14 protein-coding genes are annotated in these 17,372 nt (G+C 47.9%); 6 read left to right on the top strand and 8 right to left on the bottom strand.

Features of this window, described 5'->3' with window-relative positions; genetic code table 11:
* The first annotated feature begins 26 nt into the window (after positions 1-26).
* Together N836_RS49280 and N836_RS49275 are read left to right on the top strand one after the other, a co-directional pair.
* Positions 27-1,580 (top strand): FAD-dependent oxidoreductase, encoded by a 1,554-nt coding sequence (locus tag N836_RS49280; protein WP_023072143.1) that lies wholly within the window; start codon positions 27-29, stop codon positions 1,578-1,580.
* Positions 1,581-1,696: 116 nt separating this feature from the next.
* Positions 1,697-2,515, top strand: coding sequence for a SirB1 family protein (locus tag N836_RS49275; RefSeq protein WP_023072142.1), 819 nt, complete (start codon positions 1,697-1,699; stop codon positions 2,513-2,515).
* Here the strand turns inward: N836_RS49275 and N836_RS76440 are convergent.
* Positions 2,512-2,652, bottom strand: coding sequence for a hypothetical protein (locus N836_RS76440; protein ID WP_023072141.1), 141 nt, complete (start codon positions 2,650-2,652; stop codon positions 2,512-2,514). The genes N836_RS49275 and N836_RS76440 overlap by 4 nt on opposite strands.
* A 31-nt stretch (positions 2,653-2,683) precedes the next feature.
* Between N836_RS76440 and hisA the strand changes: the two genes are divergently transcribed.
* The 4 genes from hisA (at position 2,684) to N836_RS49255 (ending at position 7,466) form a co-directional block, all read left to right on the top strand.
* Positions 2,684-3,457 (top strand): 1-(5-phosphoribosyl)-5-[(5-phosphoribosylamino)methylideneamino]imidazole-4-carboxamide isomerase, encoded by a 774-nt coding sequence (gene hisA / locus N836_RS49270; RefSeq protein WP_023072140.1) that lies wholly within the window; start codon positions 2,684-2,686, stop codon positions 3,455-3,457.
* Positions 3,458-3,988: 531 nt separating this feature from the next.
* Positions 3,989-4,642: a hypothetical protein gene (locus tag N836_RS49265; protein WP_023072138.1), complete on the top strand. Its 654-nt coding sequence runs from the start codon at positions 3,989-3,991 to the stop codon at positions 4,640-4,642.
* 568 nt (positions 4,643-5,210) lie between these two features.
* Complete coding sequence (gene hpsE / locus N836_RS49260; RefSeq protein WP_023072137.1) at positions 5,211-6,275, top strand: hormogonium polysaccharide biosynthesis glycosyltransferase HpsE; 1,065 nt, start codon at positions 5,211-5,213, stop codon at positions 6,273-6,275.
* A gap of 39 nt (positions 6,276-6,314) precedes the next feature.
* Positions 6,315-7,466: a glycosyltransferase gene (locus N836_RS49255; RefSeq protein ID WP_023072136.1), complete on the top strand. Its 1,152-nt coding sequence runs from the start codon at positions 6,315-6,317 to the stop codon at positions 7,464-7,466.
* A 16-nt stretch (positions 7,467-7,482) separates the two neighbouring features.
* Here the strand turns inward: N836_RS49255 and N836_RS49250 are convergent, their stop codons facing one another.
* From N836_RS49250 to N836_RS49225, 7 genes are all read right to left on the bottom strand, one after another.
* Entirely contained in the window at positions 7,483-8,457 is a 975-nt protein-coding gene (locus N836_RS49250; protein WP_023072135.1) for a glycosyltransferase family 2 protein, read from the bottom strand.
* 20 nt (positions 8,458-8,477) lie between these two features.
* Positions 8,478-9,722, bottom strand: coding sequence for a glycosyltransferase (locus N836_RS49245; RefSeq protein ID WP_081716836.1), 1,245 nt, complete (start codon positions 9,720-9,722; stop codon positions 8,478-8,480).
* A 224-nt stretch (positions 9,723-9,946) separates the two neighbouring features.
* Positions 9,947-10,735 (bottom strand): nodulation protein h, encoded by a 789-nt coding sequence (locus tag N836_RS0137710; protein WP_023072133.1) that lies wholly within the window; start codon positions 10,733-10,735, stop codon positions 9,947-9,949.
* Positions 10,736-10,980: 245 nt separating this feature from the next.
* Positions 10,981-11,997 (bottom strand): sulfotransferase family protein, encoded by a 1,017-nt coding sequence (locus N836_RS49240; RefSeq protein WP_161634957.1) that lies wholly within the window; start codon positions 11,995-11,997, stop codon positions 10,981-10,983.
* A 5-nt stretch (positions 11,998-12,002) separates the two neighbouring features.
* Complete coding sequence (locus tag N836_RS49235; protein WP_023072131.1) at positions 12,003-13,199, bottom strand: polysaccharide pyruvyl transferase family protein; 1,197 nt, start codon at positions 13,197-13,199, stop codon at positions 12,003-12,005.
* Positions 13,200-13,217: 18 nt separating this feature from the next.
* On the bottom strand, positions 13,218-14,018 hold the full coding sequence (locus tag N836_RS49230) for a glycosyl transferase (protein WP_023072130.1): 801 nt from the start codon (positions 14,016-14,018) through the stop codon (positions 13,218-13,220).
* A gap of 277 nt (positions 14,019-14,295) precedes the next feature.
* A complete protein-coding gene (locus tag N836_RS49225) occupies positions 14,296-17,346 on the bottom strand; it encodes a hypothetical protein (RefSeq protein ID WP_023072129.1) in 3,051 nt (1,016 codons plus the stop codon).
* Positions 17,347-17,372: the final 26 nt, after the last annotated feature.

The raw sequence follows: 17,372 nt of genomic DNA, 5'->3' as shown, positions 1-17,372 counted from the left end.
TTGCTCATCCCCTGCTTTCAACCACCATGTCCCACACTCAAACTATTCTGCAATCCCTTCCTGGTAATCCTTACCTAGGTCTTCAGCGGGCGGATACGCTCTGGCATAACTACCGCCATGGCAAGATTCCTGTACCCGATGTAGTCTCCACTCAATCTGAGCCATTAGAGCTTCCGGCTGATCCCTACGATGTCGTTATCTGTGGTGGCACCCTTGGCATCATGTTGGGTGCTACCCTGGCTAGTCGCGGCTGGCGGGTAGCTTTATTGGAACGAAATATCCTGAAAGGGCGGGAGCAAGAGTGGAATATTTCTCGTAGTGAGTTAAGGACGTTTGTTGATCTGGGTCTTTTGAGTGAAGTCCAGCTAGAGACTGCGATCGCAACTGAATATAATCCAGCCCGCATCTACTTTGAGGGCGGTGAAGATCTCTGGGTGCGCGATGTCCTCAATGTTGGTGTTGACCCGGTATATCTGCTAGAAACCCTCAAACAGGTGTTTTTAGCTGCCGGGGGAGAGCTCATGGAAAAGACCCCCTTCTCCTCGGCGCGGGTGGCTGCCAACGGCGTGCAGGTCACTGCTGGCGAAAAAACCTTAACCACGCGGCTGTTAATTGACACAATGGGACATTTCTCCCCGATTGTGCAGCAAGCTCGCCAGGGCCATCCCCCGGACGCGGTGTGTCTTGTTGTGGGTACCTGTGCTACGGGCTATCAGAATAACCAAACCGGTGATCTAATCGCCTCATTTACGCCGATTAAACACCAGTGTCAATATTTTTGGGAGGCTTTTCCCGCCCGCGATGGCCGCACCACCTATTTGTTTACCTATCTCGATGCCCATCCCGACCGCATTACCCTCAGGGATCTGTTTGAAGATTACTTTCAGCTTCTGCCTGACTATCAAGGGGTGCCCTTGGAACAGCTACAGTTCAAACGTGCCCTGTTTGGCTTTTTCCCAGCCTACCGCAACAGTCCCCTCCGCTTTCCCTGGAACCGACTATTGGCTGTGGGTGATGCCAGTGGCCACCAATCTCCCCTGAGTTTTGGTGGATTTGGGGCGATGATTCGACACCTGGGTCGTCTGAGTGAGGGGATTGATGATGCTCTACGGCAAGATCAGCTCAACGCATCGGCCCTCAGCTGGTTACAGCCCTATCAGCCCAACATTGCTGTCACCTGGCTGTTTCAAAAAGCCATGAGTCTGGAGGTAGATCAGTCCCTGGATCAAGACCAAATCAACACTCTGCTCACTACCATCTTTCAAGATATGGCGGCCTTGGGTGATCCGGTGCTTCGCCCATTTCTCCAGGATGTTGTCCAGTTTTTACCCCTGGCCAAAACATTGCTACGCACCTCCATCTATCATCCGCTGCTAGTGGCTAAGATTTTGCCCCAAGTTGGCATTCCAGCTGTTTTAGACTGGACAGGACATTACCTAAGTTTGGCCGTTTACAGTGCCCTTAACCAGCTTCTGGCCGCCACTCCCAGCCAGTCTACCAGTTACTACTGGCGACGTTGGAGAGAGTCCTTGATCTACGGTAGCGGTAGCGATCACAACACTCACTCAGCAAAAAGTTGACGGTAGGGAATCGGGAAAATCAAACAGCGATCAATCAGGCGCTCAAAACTCACCTCCCGTGTTTCCCCACTTCCCCTGCCTGCCTCTTCTCTGCCTCTCTACCCCCACCCGTCTCCATGTCCCTGCGCTTCTCCCAAGCCCAACAGCGGTTTCGCCATCTCATCAGTCAACCCACGCTGGATCTAGCTGCTGCCGCCCTTTGTCCGGCGCAAGAAATGTATCCCGATCTTGATCCCGCTGTGTATTATCAACAGCTAAATGACATTGCGATCGCTATTAAACCCAAGATTTCCAGCTATCCACTCAAAACGATTCAGACTATTAACCAACATCTTTACGTAGAACTCGGCTTTAGCGGTAATCAAATTGACTACTACGATCCCGAAAATAGTTATCTCAACCGAGTACTCGAAAGACGTTTAGGAATTCCCATTACCCTGGCGCTGGTGTATTTAGAAGTGTCTCAGCGGCTTGATTTGCCCATGGTAGGTGTGGGCATGCCAGGACATTTTTTAATTCGGCCTACGGTGGCAGATATGGATATCTACATCGATCCGTTTAACCAGGGAGAAGTTCTGTTTGCCCCTGACTGTCAGGCTATTTTTCAGCGACTCTATGGGGGTAATGCCGCCTGGAGTCCGGCCTATCTGGTTCCCATTAATGCTAAGGCTTTCTTAGCTCGGTTGCTCAACAATCTAAAGCTGATTTACTTAAATCGGCGTGACTTACCCCATACCTTGACAATCCTCAATTATCTGCTGCTGCTGTTTCCCAATGAACCTGGTAACAGTCGCGATCGAGGGTTAATTCACTATCAACTCCAAAATCTATTGGCTGCCCGTAGTGACTTGGAAACCTATCTGAACCACAGTCCGAGCGCTCCAGATCGTGACCAGATTACCAAGCTCTTAGATAACATTACGGACAATCTCTAGGGGACTAGCGCGGCTTGTTGATCGCCATATAGATCTCGAAATACCCATATATCAGGGAAAGACAGAAGATCCTTGGCCCGATGTCTCCTACCGCCAGTCTCCTGTCCTTCCCCCTTTTTCTGTACAATTTGAACCATTGCTCACCCTTATGTAACGGTAAATTCAACTATGGATGTGATCCCTGCCATTGATTTACTCGGCGGTCGCTGTGTCCGTTTATTTCAAGGAGACTATGACCAATCCCAAGTCTTTGATGATGATCCGGTCGCTGTTGCTTGTCGCTGGGCTGAGCAGGGAGCCTCTCGCATTCATCTGGTGGATTTAGATGGTGCTAAAGCCGGTAAACCTGAGAACTGGCAGGCCATTACCGAGATTGTTAAGGCGGTGAATGTGCCTGTGCAGGTGGGGGGAGGATTACGCGATCGCAATCGAGTTCAGGCCTTGTTTGATCTAGGAGTGCAGTACGCTATTTTAGGCACTGTCGCGGTGGAACAGCCCGATTTAGTGGGAGAACTTAGCCGTGAGTTCCCAGGCCGCATTTTTGTCGGTATTGATGCCCGTGACGGTCGAGTAGCTACCCGCGGCTGGGTAGAAACTTCGACCGTCATGGCTGATGAGCTGGCTGGTCGCATGGGAGACTTGGGGGCGGCTGCAATTATTTACACCGACATTAAACGAGACGGCACCCTCAAAGGCCCCAATTTAGATGCCCTTAGAGAACTTGCTGAAAAAATTAATACGCCGATCATCGCTTCGGGGGGAGTGAGTTCCATGAGCGATTTACTTAGTCTTTTAGGTGTTGCCCCCCTAGGAGTGAGCGGTGTGATTGTTGGTAAAGCCCTCTATACCGGTGATGTGAATTTGACAGAGGCTATCAAAGCGATTGGTCCTGGACGACTTCAGGATGTTCCTCCTGACTTGCCATCAACGCGTTGGGGATAGCCTGACTGACAACTCCATAAAAGAACAAAAGTAGTTCGCATGAACTACTTTTGTTCTTTTAAACCAAAGATCTTGGTTCACCGTTAACAGTTTGCATTCTTCTACCCTGAAAATTTCCAAAAAAATATTGATGATTCTTTCCCAGGAAATAATTAAGACTGATAGATCCAGATCGTCCTGTGTAAGAGGACAGAAAGGTTACTTCACAAAGTTCATGCCAAAGCTGTTCCTGTTTGTTTGTTTGGCTTGAATTCATTGCTGAACAAGGGTTTCGTAGATTGATATCGGATGGTATCTCGGCTGCCACTATCTAAAAAACAGCGGCTGTTAGCGTCAGCTAACAGCAAAAAATCAGGTTGTTGGCAGGGCCAAAAAAACTTCAGTGATATTACTTTTTTGAGTTTGGGTATCTTTTTGGTGTTAAAAACTTGTTGAATTAGTGCTATATGTTTGTAGAATTAAAAAACAAGTGAGATTGTCCTTCTCAAATATTGCTCTATTCATTGCAACAAAGTGAGGTTGAATCCAAATATGGCTACTAATGTCCTTGATCAGCTCAAGGAAGTTGAATCTCAGCTGGTTTCTCAAATTGAAGAACTAAGCGATCAACTTTCCGCTACAGAGAAACAGCGCGAAGGTCTTAAGACTGTTATTAATATGTTTCAGTCCACTGGAAGCACCAACGGTGTTGCCGCCAGTGTTACTGAGATCCTGACTAGCGCAGTTGCCAGCGTTACCGAAAGTGAGGAAGAAGAAGAGCCAGCTCCGGCTAAGAAGCCAGGCAAGCGTCGTGGTCGTAAGCCCGCTGCTAAGACTGCTACGAAAGTAAAGGCAGCCCCCAAAGCTAGGGCTACTAAAGCAAAAGCAGCGGCAGAGCCCCCAGCGCCTAAGACTACTCGCAAGCCCCGTGGCGGCAAGTCTCCTAACTGGCAGCGCTATGTTCAGGACCCCTTCCGCAAGACTCCTCTGCCTGATGTTGTTGCTAATATTTTGAAGGCTCAGCCCGATGAAGCCTTTAAAATTGCAGAAGTGATGGAGGCTATCTTCAAGAGCGATATGCCTAAGGCAACCTTCTTGAAAGCTCGTAACCGGGTCTCCAATATCTTGTCCGCTGGTGCGCGTACTAATGAGTGGTATCGTGGTCGCGGCGGCAAGTACAGCATGAGTAAGAAAGCCCTGACATAATTCGGCTGGCGTTAGTTGCGCTATTAACGATATCTATCACAGCATATAAGCCCCTGGTTCCAGACCTGTTAGAGTATTTCTAACTAGTCTGTGTCAGGGGCTTTAACGTAGTCATCTGCTGGTCTCAAAGATCCCTCATCACCAGGGATTAGGTGCACGATTCCCTAAGATTTAATAAAACAGTAAGGTGTCCGTAAACTTTTGAGGTTTCACTGATTCTAAAGGGGCAAAGCGTAACATTTTTAAGCAGTGTGAGTGTGCCAGATGACTGATTTCACCGTACAAATACTGAGTTTCCTGTGTGTCAGAGGTAGGCAATTGGGCAATATTAGCTAGAGATATACGTCTAATCTTTATCTTCCCTGTGATGCGGCAACGGCGAATGTCTATGTGATTTTGAATTGCTATCCTAGGTATTAGTATGTATTTATTATTGTTATCTATGAGTTAGCAATGTTGGAATCCAAACTGTTTTAGGGGACTCCCCCAGACTTAGCCTTGCTTTTAATCAAGTTCAGCAAGATCAATTGCTGCAGATGCCGAGGCGATTGTGGCTTTATCTAAATCTATGATTGATTTTTCAGTTGCTATTCGTCTTTACAACGGTGCTTTAGTATTACCTAGGATTTTAGAGGCTCTTAAGGCCCAGGTGATTTCTGATAGCATCAATTGGGAAGTCATAATCGTTGACAACAATAGCGTTGACGGGACTGTTGATATTGTCCGTGAATATCAACAAACCTGGACATTGTGTCCCTTAAGGTACGTATTAGAAACTCGACAGGGGGCGTCCTTTGCTCGCAATCGCGCGATTTTAGAGGCGCGGGGCACCTGGATTGGTTTTTTGGATGACGATAATATTCCAGCGTCTACCTGGGTGCAGGCAGCCTATGAGTTTGGCTGTGCTCATCCTCAGGCGGCTGCATTTGGTGGCCAAATCCATCCCAATTACGAGATGACGCCGCCTGCAAATTTTGAACGAATTGCTCCATTTATTCCTGTGGTCGAACGAGATGAAACTATCTGTTTTACAACGGGATGGCGAGCTATGAGTAATTTGGTTCCGCCTGGAGCTGGGTTGGTAATTTTACGACAGGTTTGGCTGGAGTATGTCCCCTATCCGTTGCGGTTGCGGGGGCCGGTGGGTGATGCATTACACCTGAAGGGAGAAGATGTTGAAGCGTTGCTGTACTTAAAAAAAGCTGGCTGGGAAATCTGGTTTAATCCGCTCATGCATATTGAGCATCAGATTCCAGGCTGGCGTTTTGAGCGACGCTATTTGTTACGATTTTTCCATGGGATTGGTTTGAGTAAATATGTGACTCGTATGGTTTGTATAACTCCCTGGAAACGGCCACTGTGGGTGCTTTTATTTATGGCGAATGACAGTCGTAAACTGCTGTTGCACCTGGTTAAACACTATCGTCATCTCCACAGGGATGTGGTGTCTGCAGCTGAACTGCAGCTGTTGATTAGTAGTTTGTTGAGCCCGTTTTATACCTGGCAAAAGTCCCTGTCTGGGAACCGAGAGACGCTTGCTGCTAGGTTCCAACCCACCAACGATCGCAAGCCAAAAAACGATTTAACTAAGCAATCAACTGCCTTATCTAATTGCCTAAATTCTAATAAATAGCTAGCCAGCGTTAACGGATATCCGCTGGAGTTTTTCTTTATGCCCACGATTTTAATTTATCGTGATCAGCTCTTACCTTATTCAGAAACATTTATTCCCGCCCAAGGAGATAGTCTGTCTCACTATGGGCCAATTTATGTGGGGACCAGCCGCTTAACAGAGAGTCTTCAAAATCAGCAGCAGACTTGTGTTTTGGAGGATTATGCTGTTTCAGGTCGTTTATGGAGGGGGCTGTATAAGTTTGGTGGCATTAGTCATCCCCGCTGGTTAAAGGGACTTAAGCAGCTGAAGCCAGCATTAGTGCATGCTCATTTTGGCAGTGATGGAGGATTGGTGTTTCCCCTGTGTCAACAATTGGCGCTGCCGCTGGTGGTCACCTTTCATGGCTATGACGCCACGTGGGATACACCGGCCTGGACAACGGTGCGTACTCAGGGTGATTTTTTTAGGGCCTTGCTGTTACATAAACGAGACCGGGCAATGGTAGTTGCCCATCGTCTCATTGCCGTATCTCAGTTTATTCGGGATCAGCTGCTGCTCAGGGGAGGCACTGCCGATAAAATCGTCGTCCACTATATTGGGATCGATCGCCAGTTGTTTTGTCCTCGGGTTGACCAAATCCGCGAGCCCATAGTGCTGTTTGTGGGTCGATTAGTTGAGAAAAAAGGTGGAGAGTATCTTGTGCGGGCCATGGCTGCAGTTCAGCGTCAGTTGCCTACGGTGCGGTTAGTGGTGATTGGAGATGGGCCTCTGCGATCTCACCTTCAAACCCTGGCCGACCAGCTTGCAGTACAGGGCGTCTTTTTAGGCAAACAACCGCCTGAACAAGTACGTCATTGGATGAATCGGGCACAAGTGTTTTGTGGACCCAGCGTTATTGCTCGCTCTGGAGATGCTGAAGGGTTGGGTATGGTATTTGTGGAAGCCCAGGCCATGGGGCTACCGGTGGTGAGTTTTGCCACCGGGGGAATTCCTGAAGCGGTTGTCCATGGCGAAACTGGATTGTTAGCATCGGAAAAAGACACCGATCAGTTAGCCAAAAATTTAATCCGACTACTAGAAGATGAAAACCTGCGCCAACGGTTTGCCCTGGCTGGGCAGGCCCATGTAGCTGCAAAGTTCGATTTGAAAAAAAATACCCGGCAGTTAGAGACGATCTATGACCAGGTAGTACAGCAATATCGAGGTTGAAATTATAGTGTCTGCCCTATCCATCGGGTTTAAACCGCTTTAATGTTCGTCGCAAGTTAGGCACATTGGCAATTAAGTAGTCCACCCGTTTGCGCCAGTCTTGAAACATTTGTTGGCGAGCATCGGGAAATGCCTTAAATAGCTGATTAGCTGTGGTTAAATCTTCGGCAGTAGTGGCTCGATACGCTGCAATGGCAGCATAGGTGTTTAAGATATTTTCTAGAAGCGGTCGATAGCTTTCAGGACAACGACGGCGGATGGGCTCAGGCTCTAACAGCATTGGCCAGGGAGGACGTACCTGATTCCAAACGGCCAGGTCAGACGCTTCAGTGTGATACCACATCAGTGGCCGCAGATCTCGGTAAATGGGATAGTTGAGGATGATCTGGAGCCATAGATAAATGTCTTCGCCGTAGGTGCAGCGATGCTTGTCATAAAAACCACCAAAGTGTTGGATGATGGTGCGATCGCACACAATTGCCCCTGAATGGAGCAAGTCAATATTGGGCTTATATTGATCTGTGGATAGTTCAGACGACAGCTGCCACCGACCAGACGTCAATCCTAGGGGTGTCAACACATTGCGCCAATCAGAACGCTGTTCCCCCCGATATTGTCCCGTCACACACAGGGCGCAGTCAGAATTCTGGCGCAAATGATTGAGCGTCACCTCTAAAAAATTAGGCAGCCATTCATCGTCAGCATCCAAAAAAGCAACATAAGGAGAACTTGCTGCCAGCAAACCGCGATTACGCGCACTCCCAGGCCCTTGATTATCCTGATGAATCACCTGAAGCCGCTGGTCATCAATCGCTTGGACTAACTCAGGTCCCTCATCTGTAGAGCCATCGTTGACCACAATCACTTCGCTAGGTGGTAAGGTCTGCCTCAAAATTGAACTCAAGGTTTCTTTTATGTAGGCTGCCTTGTTATATAGCGGTACGACAACGCTGATACGAGGCGGCTCATGAATTGCCTGGAGTTGGGGCATGGGTCTAAGCACCAGTGAGTTTATGATCTCGATAGCTGTGCTAGAGAGTGACGAATCTGCTGACCAATAGCAGACCAGCTGTAATATTCTAAAAAGCGCTCATAGGCCTGCTCTGATAATGTTTGAGCAATTTGAGGTTGCTGCCATAATTGCTGAATTGCCTCCACCATAGCAGCGGAAGAGTCTCTTAAAAGTAAATGTTTTCCATCTTCAACAGCAAGCCCTTCCGCCCCCTTTCCCGTACTGATAACCGGGCATTTAGCGGCAAACGCCTCTAAAAGTTTAAGTCGAGTACCGCTGCCTTTTTGTAGAGGAACTACCATCATCGTTGCTTGTGCCAGATAAGGACGAACATCCTCCACTGCTCCCGTCACAATAATGTGTGGATCAATTTGAGCTGCTGCTAGCATTTCCTCCGTCGGATCACAACCCACCAACAAAAGTTGGCAATTACCCACATTTTTTTGAAGAGCTGGATAGATGTGATTGATCAAAATAGAGGCCGCCTCAGCATTAGGATAATAAGAAAAACGCCCCAAATAGATTAAGGTATTGAGATCTTCAGCCACAGGGGCATGTAAACAATCTCTGGGTGTGTAGTCGTCAGGATTAACCCCATTGGGAACCACATAGGCTGCGGTTTTCCCCGTAGGGTAGAGCGTCTGTAAACAGTCCACATCTGTTTGACTGCACAGCCACACTTGATCCACAGCCCGAATCAAATTTTCTTCAATGCGTCGTACTTTAGCCAACATCTGAGGCGTCATGGCATCAACACCCTGATAGCGACTCTCATCCCCTTCGACGTTGTGGTTATCCAAAATGAGCGGACATCCAGCCTGTTGCAAAATGGGCAGATAACGATATAACCAAATCTCCTCAACAATGATCAGCGTCGGCTTATAGGTTGCGATTTTTCGGCGCAGCTGCTCAGCCGCAGCTTGAGTGTAGAGCCAATCAGCACGGGCATGACCAGTGGACCGTAGCCGCCAGAGACGACGCTGCACCTTTTCCCAAAGCGGACGCGATGGTGCCGATAGATCAAAATGTTGCCAATCAACCTTGAGTGGCAGTGATGTTGGCTGGCTATCCCCTTTAGCCATGGAAAAAATAGCCACTGCACCATGTTGAGCCAAAAGATTAATATTTTGCCAATTACGTAACGAAACACCACCGCTGAGGGGATACGGTTTTACCTGCACTAAAAAAAGAGTGCGATGCTCCGAGGTCAACGGCAAGGCGTCTGCCTGACGCATACTGCTCATAAGCTAAAGGTTTCGCTAGCAATCAAGTTATAGATATAGCAAATAGTGGCTTGGTTCAGACAGTTGAGAGCTTGGAAACATTATTACTGCAGGCCTCTCTTTCGTGCCTCCATCCTCATTTTTCCGGCCTTTGCCATATCACCCAGATCAAAGTCTGAAGCTTTCTCCACAGAAGCACTCCAAGTTTAATCGTAGATCAAGTGTAACTAAGCTAATGGATGACGCTAACATGCAGCTGTTGAAAGTGCCGGGCAGACGTCGAGGTAGCGTTCGTAAGGCGTAGATTTTAGATAGTAAACCAGCTCACCATAGTTTTCCACCGATGCTTGTAAGGTTTGCGGTGAAACTTTTTGATACTTACTGACCGCGGGTGTCGATTGAATCCCCAGAAACCGACAAATGGCGTCAATAGTAGGCTGATGCTGGGTTTCACTAGCCAAGTTTTTCTCGTAAGTCAATGCCATATATGGGATATCTCTCAACAAGGAGAGCTCGTACTCCCAGAGACGTTGACTTTTCTCCATCCAGTCAACTACGGCCTTGGGTTCCACATAAATTTTTTCCTGCTGCACCCCTGTCCTGAAGTTGCTCTGGTGAAACTTACTCTGGTGAAACCCAAAGCTACGGGCACGAATGTTGGAAATTGCGTGTTCCAACAGGTTTTCTCGTCGCAGGTACAAAATAGAAACCCCTGCCTGGCTGAGTTCGTATAAAAAATCTGAACCTTGCCGAATCTGATGGGTATCTCGGAGCTGATAGCTCAAGAGCTTACACCCATAGACGGAGTTATGGGCTTGGGCAGCACGGGCTTTAAGATACAGCTGTGGCCAGAGAACGGGCTGAGCCAGGATTTCACCGTCGCAATCAATTTCAGGTAAACAATTGAGTAAACTTACAAGGGTTGTGCTACCTGAGCGTCCGCGACCAAAAATAATAAATTTCTGAGGGGCATGATTTGATTGAGCACGGACGAAGTTGAGATAAACCTGTAACTGATGCTTAAAAAGGACCATGCAAGTGAATTAAAACGCAGGCGTTCAACAGATGCGCTTAAGGGGAATTATTTATTCGGTCCTAATAATAGGACGTTAGAAGGGATAAGTCCAGATATCAAGGGTCTTTAAGTGATAAAACCTTGATTTTTTTGCTAAATCCTAGAAAAACATAAAGAACTGATGACTAAAGTTGACTCATGCCCTATAAACCTGTAATTACGCGATTATTGGTCAATCAATGGTATTTCCAGACACAGATTGACTTATTCAGGGGCTGCGCCAATGTGTTTTCCTGATTGCTTGGGTCGTTTCATCCATTTTGTTTGCCAATAGCTGAGCTTACGATCAATTTTTACTTGTAACTTTTCGAGGTTGAGGTTGAAGCGGGCATAGGGACCTGGGTTGGATGTGTGTGTAGTGTAGCCGTATTTGGCAGCAGCAGGAAATGTCAGCGAGTCGATCATCTCAATTTGATGACTGGCGAGCTCATGGTGCCATTTATTAAGGGCATGGGCTGATATGGGCTGTAGAGCTGATTCTAAATGTTGAACAGCCCAACCCTGACGATTGATCAAGGGAGTATGAGTTTCGGAGCGGGCTATTAACATATCGGTCCTATAGGTCTCGCCAAGAAACTGGCACAGAGCTATGAGAGATGTTTCAGGCTGTTGTACAAGATTTTCATAGCGTAACAGCTGGACGCGTGCATCTTTTTGCCAGGTTTGTTCAAACCTGGTGAGGCTGGCTTGCCACTGCTGGGCATGGATATGAATATAGTTGCTGGCCCAAGGAACCTTTTGCAAGGAGGCCGTTACTGCTCTTGGGTCCCGCAGCATCCAGATGACGCGGGCATTGGGAAACCAGGTAAGAATGTGATCTAAGCTCTGGTAGTGCAACGGGGTCTTTTCGCCCCAGCGCGGTTTATTAATGTTGTTGGCGTACTCTTCTAACCAGCCTGATAAAATATGCTGGTGTGATGGTGGACCTTTTGAGAGGATTCGCTCTCGTGTTTTGTTGGCATCAATCCCAAAATATGAGAATCTCTGACTGCGGCTAAGGGCTTGCCAAAAGAGTTCAAAGTCTTTAGAGGATGCGAGGTCGAGAGTTTTATACTCTTGTAGCCAATAGGAAAAATAGTGGGTTTCAGGCGCGATCGCAATCCGGGGATGGGCTGACAGCATACTGGTGAGTAACGTCGTCCCAGAGCGAGGCATACCGACGATAAAGATAGGAGCCAGTGATTGGCTATCGGTGGAGTGACTATCAGAGGAGTGACTCATCGCCATCAGCTATCTAATAATTGACAAAGTTTACGTTCAATCGGTGTCATTTGCTGACGATATCGCTCAACAGCTTGGATGAGGCGATGCTGACTTTGCGACGACTGGCTAAGGAGAGCCTCAAGCCGAGGTTTCACAGTGTCCAGGGTGAATTGCTGGATGGAAAAACTGTTGACCTGCTGCTCAATTTCTGTTATAAAACCAGAGACTTTTGGGTCGTAGACAGCGGCCAACAAGGGAATACCTAACCCTGCTGCCAAGATGAGTGAATGCAGGCGAGTGCCAATCACTAAGTCAAACGACTGTAAAACATCCAGCGCCTGTTCCACCGAGTTAAATGCGCCATGAGCCGTGACGTGCTGCTTTTGCCGACTCCGTTGTAATACGGCGTTAATAGCGTCTTCATCGTTGTCCTGTCCCCGATCATTAGGCTTTTCGGTTTGAAAGGGAAACAGTGACACAGTCGCGCCTTTGGTTTCAACCAGATAGTCAATAATCTGTGCCATTTCACGATAAAACCTGTGTTCAACCGCCTGATCTATCTCCGGCAAACGGCCTGTCAGTGAGCGGATTGAAATTGCAATTTTAGGAGCCGACCTCTGAGGAGCCGATACTGCCTGAGATCCAAAATTCATGGGTGTTGTCGTCAACTGCAGGGCCAAATCGCTGATCACATATATAGGACGAGTGACCCCCATCTGCTGTAACTTCTCTTGAGATCCTTGATCGCGAACAGCAATCAGATTAACCCGATTTAAAGTCTCAACAATGGCCATTTTGGTTTGAGGTTTCCAAATTTCTCCCACACTAATACCGAGAACGATGGTACGACAGCCTAACGTCATTGCCCGCTGCAGTGGCTGCAGCCAGGTGGTCGCGACATCCCGAGTGGAGGAGTCTCGGAGCAAATCACCGCCTCCCAAAATAAAAAATTGATGTTGCCATAGCGCTAGCGTGTGGTCCATCCACTGTATCCACTTTTCACGACGACGACGGGGAAATTGATTGCCTAATGTGGCCACACCGTGGCGCATTGCTGTATCTTCTGGGTCATTAGAATAGACCGTAATCTGGTCAAGATAATTTGGGCCTAAACAACGTTGGAGTAGCCGCAGCATACCGGCCAACATGGCTTCATCGCCTAAATTGTGGTGGCCATAGAACCCACAAATCAACAGGCGATGACGTTTTGAGAAAACCATAATGGATTGGAATATGAGTTAAGGCGTAGGGGCATTGAGAATAATGAGGTCTATATTGGAAATGTTGGCAGCAACTCGTGAATAAGAACTCCAATAGGACCCATAAATTTTGCGTGTACGCGACAGCGCATATAAATCAAGGACGGCTGCTTGCATGCCTTGTTCGTTATTACGACTGGTCGCTGCCAGCTGGGTAATAATACGGTCACCAAATTCTTTTATCAGTTGATGCTTGACCTGTAGTGAGTCCGATGCCAGATAAAAGTTTGTGTCTGGATTTTGAGTGATTTCCTGTGCGATCGCATCTCTAAATAAATCTAATGGACTGTGCTGAATCGACTTACGATGATCGCCCCGGCGGATGTGTATTCCGACTGTATAGTTGCCAAAATCAGCCGTCCGCGTGCGAATTGCTTTTTCTAAGACAGGAATGGGTTTAAATAACCCATAGGTATTGTCTGGGTAGAAGCTGCGATCGGTCCAAATCATCAGACTTTGATAATTTGCCAGGGTTTCTAGCCGATTATTTTTTATCAGTTGAATCACTTCATCATTGTCAATAACTTTTTGAAAATTGATTTGTTGAAAGACTTTAGCTGTCAGGGATAAAAAACTTTGCTTCAGCTGGCTTGAACCGTGATTTGTCTGAGGATTTAAGTAAATTGATGTAAGTTGAGGCGATGTAATATTAACCTGAGGGATAGGCTGAAATAACTTATCAAATGGACATCTTAACTGAGGAGTATTTTCCAGCCAGATCACCGTCAGTTGCTTTTGCAATTTGTGGCTCAATGTAATCGCAGAGTCAATTGCCCTCATCCGATTTCCCAGTCCACCATGGGGGACTAATGTCAATTTTGGGTTAAATCTAAACGCCATTAGTGAGTGTTATACCAAGGTCGAATTTAGTGAGCTTGGTGCAAAAGAGACAAACTTGTCGGGGCAGGTTTTGTACTGCTTTGGGATACCTACCGGATACCCTTTGGCCAGGCTAACTAACGTTTACCCTGATCTCCAATTGATGATGAAATACCTCTAGTATGGTTCAAGTTGCCACACTAGAGGTATTGTCAACTATTTAATTGCCATAGAAAAGTTATGGAATGCGAATCTCAAAGCGAAATGCGCCAATGGCACTGGTTTCAACATTGAGACCTGACTCAGGTCCACCGACCACAACGCCACCGCCTGCTCCAACACCAGCAGGACCCGGTAGGGCATTACTGGAGGGAAATTCTCCAGGGGCAGACAGGCAAGAGGGCTCCAGGGGTTCTAGAGGATCTTTCTCAAACAATGGCCCATTAGGGGAGAAGTTCAAGTTTCCACCGACTGTTGGCTGAGATAGTTCTAAGCTACCTGGCTGGAGGATGCTAGGGGGCTGTAGCTCATCGCAAACTTCTACATTTTCAGCAGTCCCCGTACCGATATTGAAGAAGAATACGGTGTACTCAACCAGGTCCCCCGATTGTAAGGTATTTGACACATTGGTCAGGCCCAGGGGCAAGGTGTTGTTGGATAGGGTCTGCAGCCGTTGACCGTCGCCGTTTGGATCAGCACTATCTCCCTCTAGAGCCAGCTCTACACCATTTCTAGTCAGCTGAGTGATCCGTTTGAGCAGGCGTAGATCCGGTTCAAAACTAATCTGGGTAGGATCATTTTCACCTGGTTCATTGGGGTCCCCATCCCCATCCGGGTCAACGACAGGACCGCTATCAGATAAATCGTTGGTGGTATTGCCATCGGCATCGGTAGCTGATGCGGCAACTTGGTTGACATAGGGACCGGGTAGGGGAGGTGTTAGGTTTGGACTGCTTGTGTTGACGTCAACAACCAGTTGAAACGTTGTTGATGCACCAACCGCCAATGTGCCTGTTGGTGTACCTGCCGTATCCGCTAGCAGTGTCGTATTACCACCAACAATGCCATCAAAACCAGGATCTGCCGCGAGTGTAGTGGCTCCAGCCGTTAAGGTCACATCAACCACCTCAAAGGCACCTGCACCATAAACAGAATCTAGATCCTCATCCACCTGTACCTCTTCTAATGGCACGGTTCCCACGTTAGCAACGACAATGTCATAGGTTACCCGAGCGGTTGCATTGCCAAAGGTTCCAGCTGGCTCAATCACCGAGGAACTAACCTGTTTGGCTACACCAATTACTGGTGTGGGGGGTAATAGAACTGGGGTAGGATCGTTTTCGTTAGGTCCTCCCCCAGGAGTTCCATCACCTGGGTCAGGGTCTGTATCCACTCCGTTATCCGAATCATCATCCACTGTGGTACCACTGGGTGATGTACCCACTGCTTCAATTTGGTTCAAGAAAGTATCTGGAACAGTAACTAAGTCACTCTCCACTTCAACGGTGAACTGGAACGTGGAATTTTCGCCCACATCAAGGGTTTGGTTGCCTACCAGAATATTGACATCGCCAGGAGCACCGACAGGGGCATCCGCATCAAAGTTACCGTTAGGAACTAAGGCAACCTCGTTGGCGATACCCTGAGGAGTAAATGTTGGCCCACCGATAATCGAAAAAGCACCTTCACCGTAGGTATCATCCAGATCTTCAGTCAGTTGCACATTGTTTAAGGGGACGTTACCCAGGTTTTCCACCGTGGTTTCATAGACCACCTCAAAGTCACCATCAGCCTGGGTAGTTGCCGAAATAACTCGCTTGGACACCCCGATAAAGGGTTCTTCCGTAGGCGGCAACTGAACGGGAGTGGGGTCATTTTCAGTGGGGCCACCGCCAGGATTGCCATCGTTAGGGTCAGCATCGGTTTCTACACCATCATCTGAATCGTCATCCACCGTTGTGTTGTTGGGGGATGTGCCCACTGCCTCAATCTGATTGGTAAATGTGCCTGGTGTGGTGATCTGGTCATTATCGATCTCCACCGTGAATCGGAAGGTGGATTCTTCACCCACCTGCAGTGTTTGTGCTGCGGCCAAAATATTGGTGTCACCGGGGGTGCCGTTGGGAGCATCGGCATCAAAGCCAGGGTTGGGAGTTAAGGCGACCTCGTTGGCGACACCCTGGGGAGTAAATGTTGGCCCACCGATAATTGAAAAGGCCCCTTCACCGTAGGTATCATCCAGATCTTCCGTAAGCTGCACGTTGTTCAACGTGACATTCCCCAGATTTTCCACCGTGGTTTCATAGACCACCTCAAAGTCACCATCAGCCTGGGTGATTGCTGACACAACTCGCTTCGACACACCAATGGCAGGTTCTTCTGCAACAAGTGGAGGGGCGGTAAAGTTAATGTCACCAATAGCGATCGCATGGGGGGCAAAATCTTCAGTACCTGGACCATTACTGAACTGGATTGTAATTGTGTCAGCCGCGTTTGGAAAGTCAACAGTAACGTTGCCGTTTACAAAGTCACCAACAAAGTTACTATTGGGGCCGGGAACTTGACCTGGGAATCTGGGAGAGTTGGCGTTTTGGGTAGGGTTATTGGGGTCATCACCCGGCGCAACTCCAGTGATAGTAACTGATGTCGGTCCAATGACTTCCTGGTTAAACGTCCCTTCGTTAAGAGCAGGGCCATCACTGGTTGTAATGCCAGTTACAGGAGTTCCTCCTGAGGTGGCGGACACGACTACTTCATCCTGCCAAGACACACTGCCGTTATTGAAAAGGATGTCTAGGTCATAAATAGGAAAAGAAGCTAGAGTCACGTCAACTGGTGTATCTGTTCCAGTTAACAAAAACTCAATGGTAACAGTGGCTTCATCACCATTACCCCCTAAAAGATTGATGAGTAAAGTTTCATCGGGTGGTGAAGGACTAACAAAATCAGAGTCGGTTAGATCGAGATTAGCGTTGCCATTATTGCCGACGTCTCCTCCAACAGTGACGCGCACATCTACACCACTTCCCCCAACATTTGTATAGGTGTTTTGATTGGTGCCCACAGGGAAATCAACAGCTTCCCCTGCAGCTCCAGTTCCCCAGTCCACAGAGGTAGCTACCTGAGCTTGAGCGGTTGGTGCCAGGGTCAACAAACTCGCCAGAGGTAAACTCCAGGCTAAAACCTGTCTGAGCTTGCTGTTGCGAAATGCCTGCTCAAGATGCCGAATACCAGCTGAGCGAAGACCTGGATAGTGCTTTTTCTTTGAATTGTTATGACAAAATTTCACGGTAGGATTCTCTACTAATACTGACG

It is taken from the genome of Leptolyngbya sp. Heron Island J (assembly GCF_000482245.1).
Taxonomy (GTDB): domain Bacteria; phylum Cyanobacteriota; class Cyanobacteriia; order Phormidesmidales; family Phormidesmidaceae; genus Leptothoe.
Note: the sequence above shows the minus strand (reverse complement) of the source record. Positions and strands in the feature narration are given on the sequence as shown.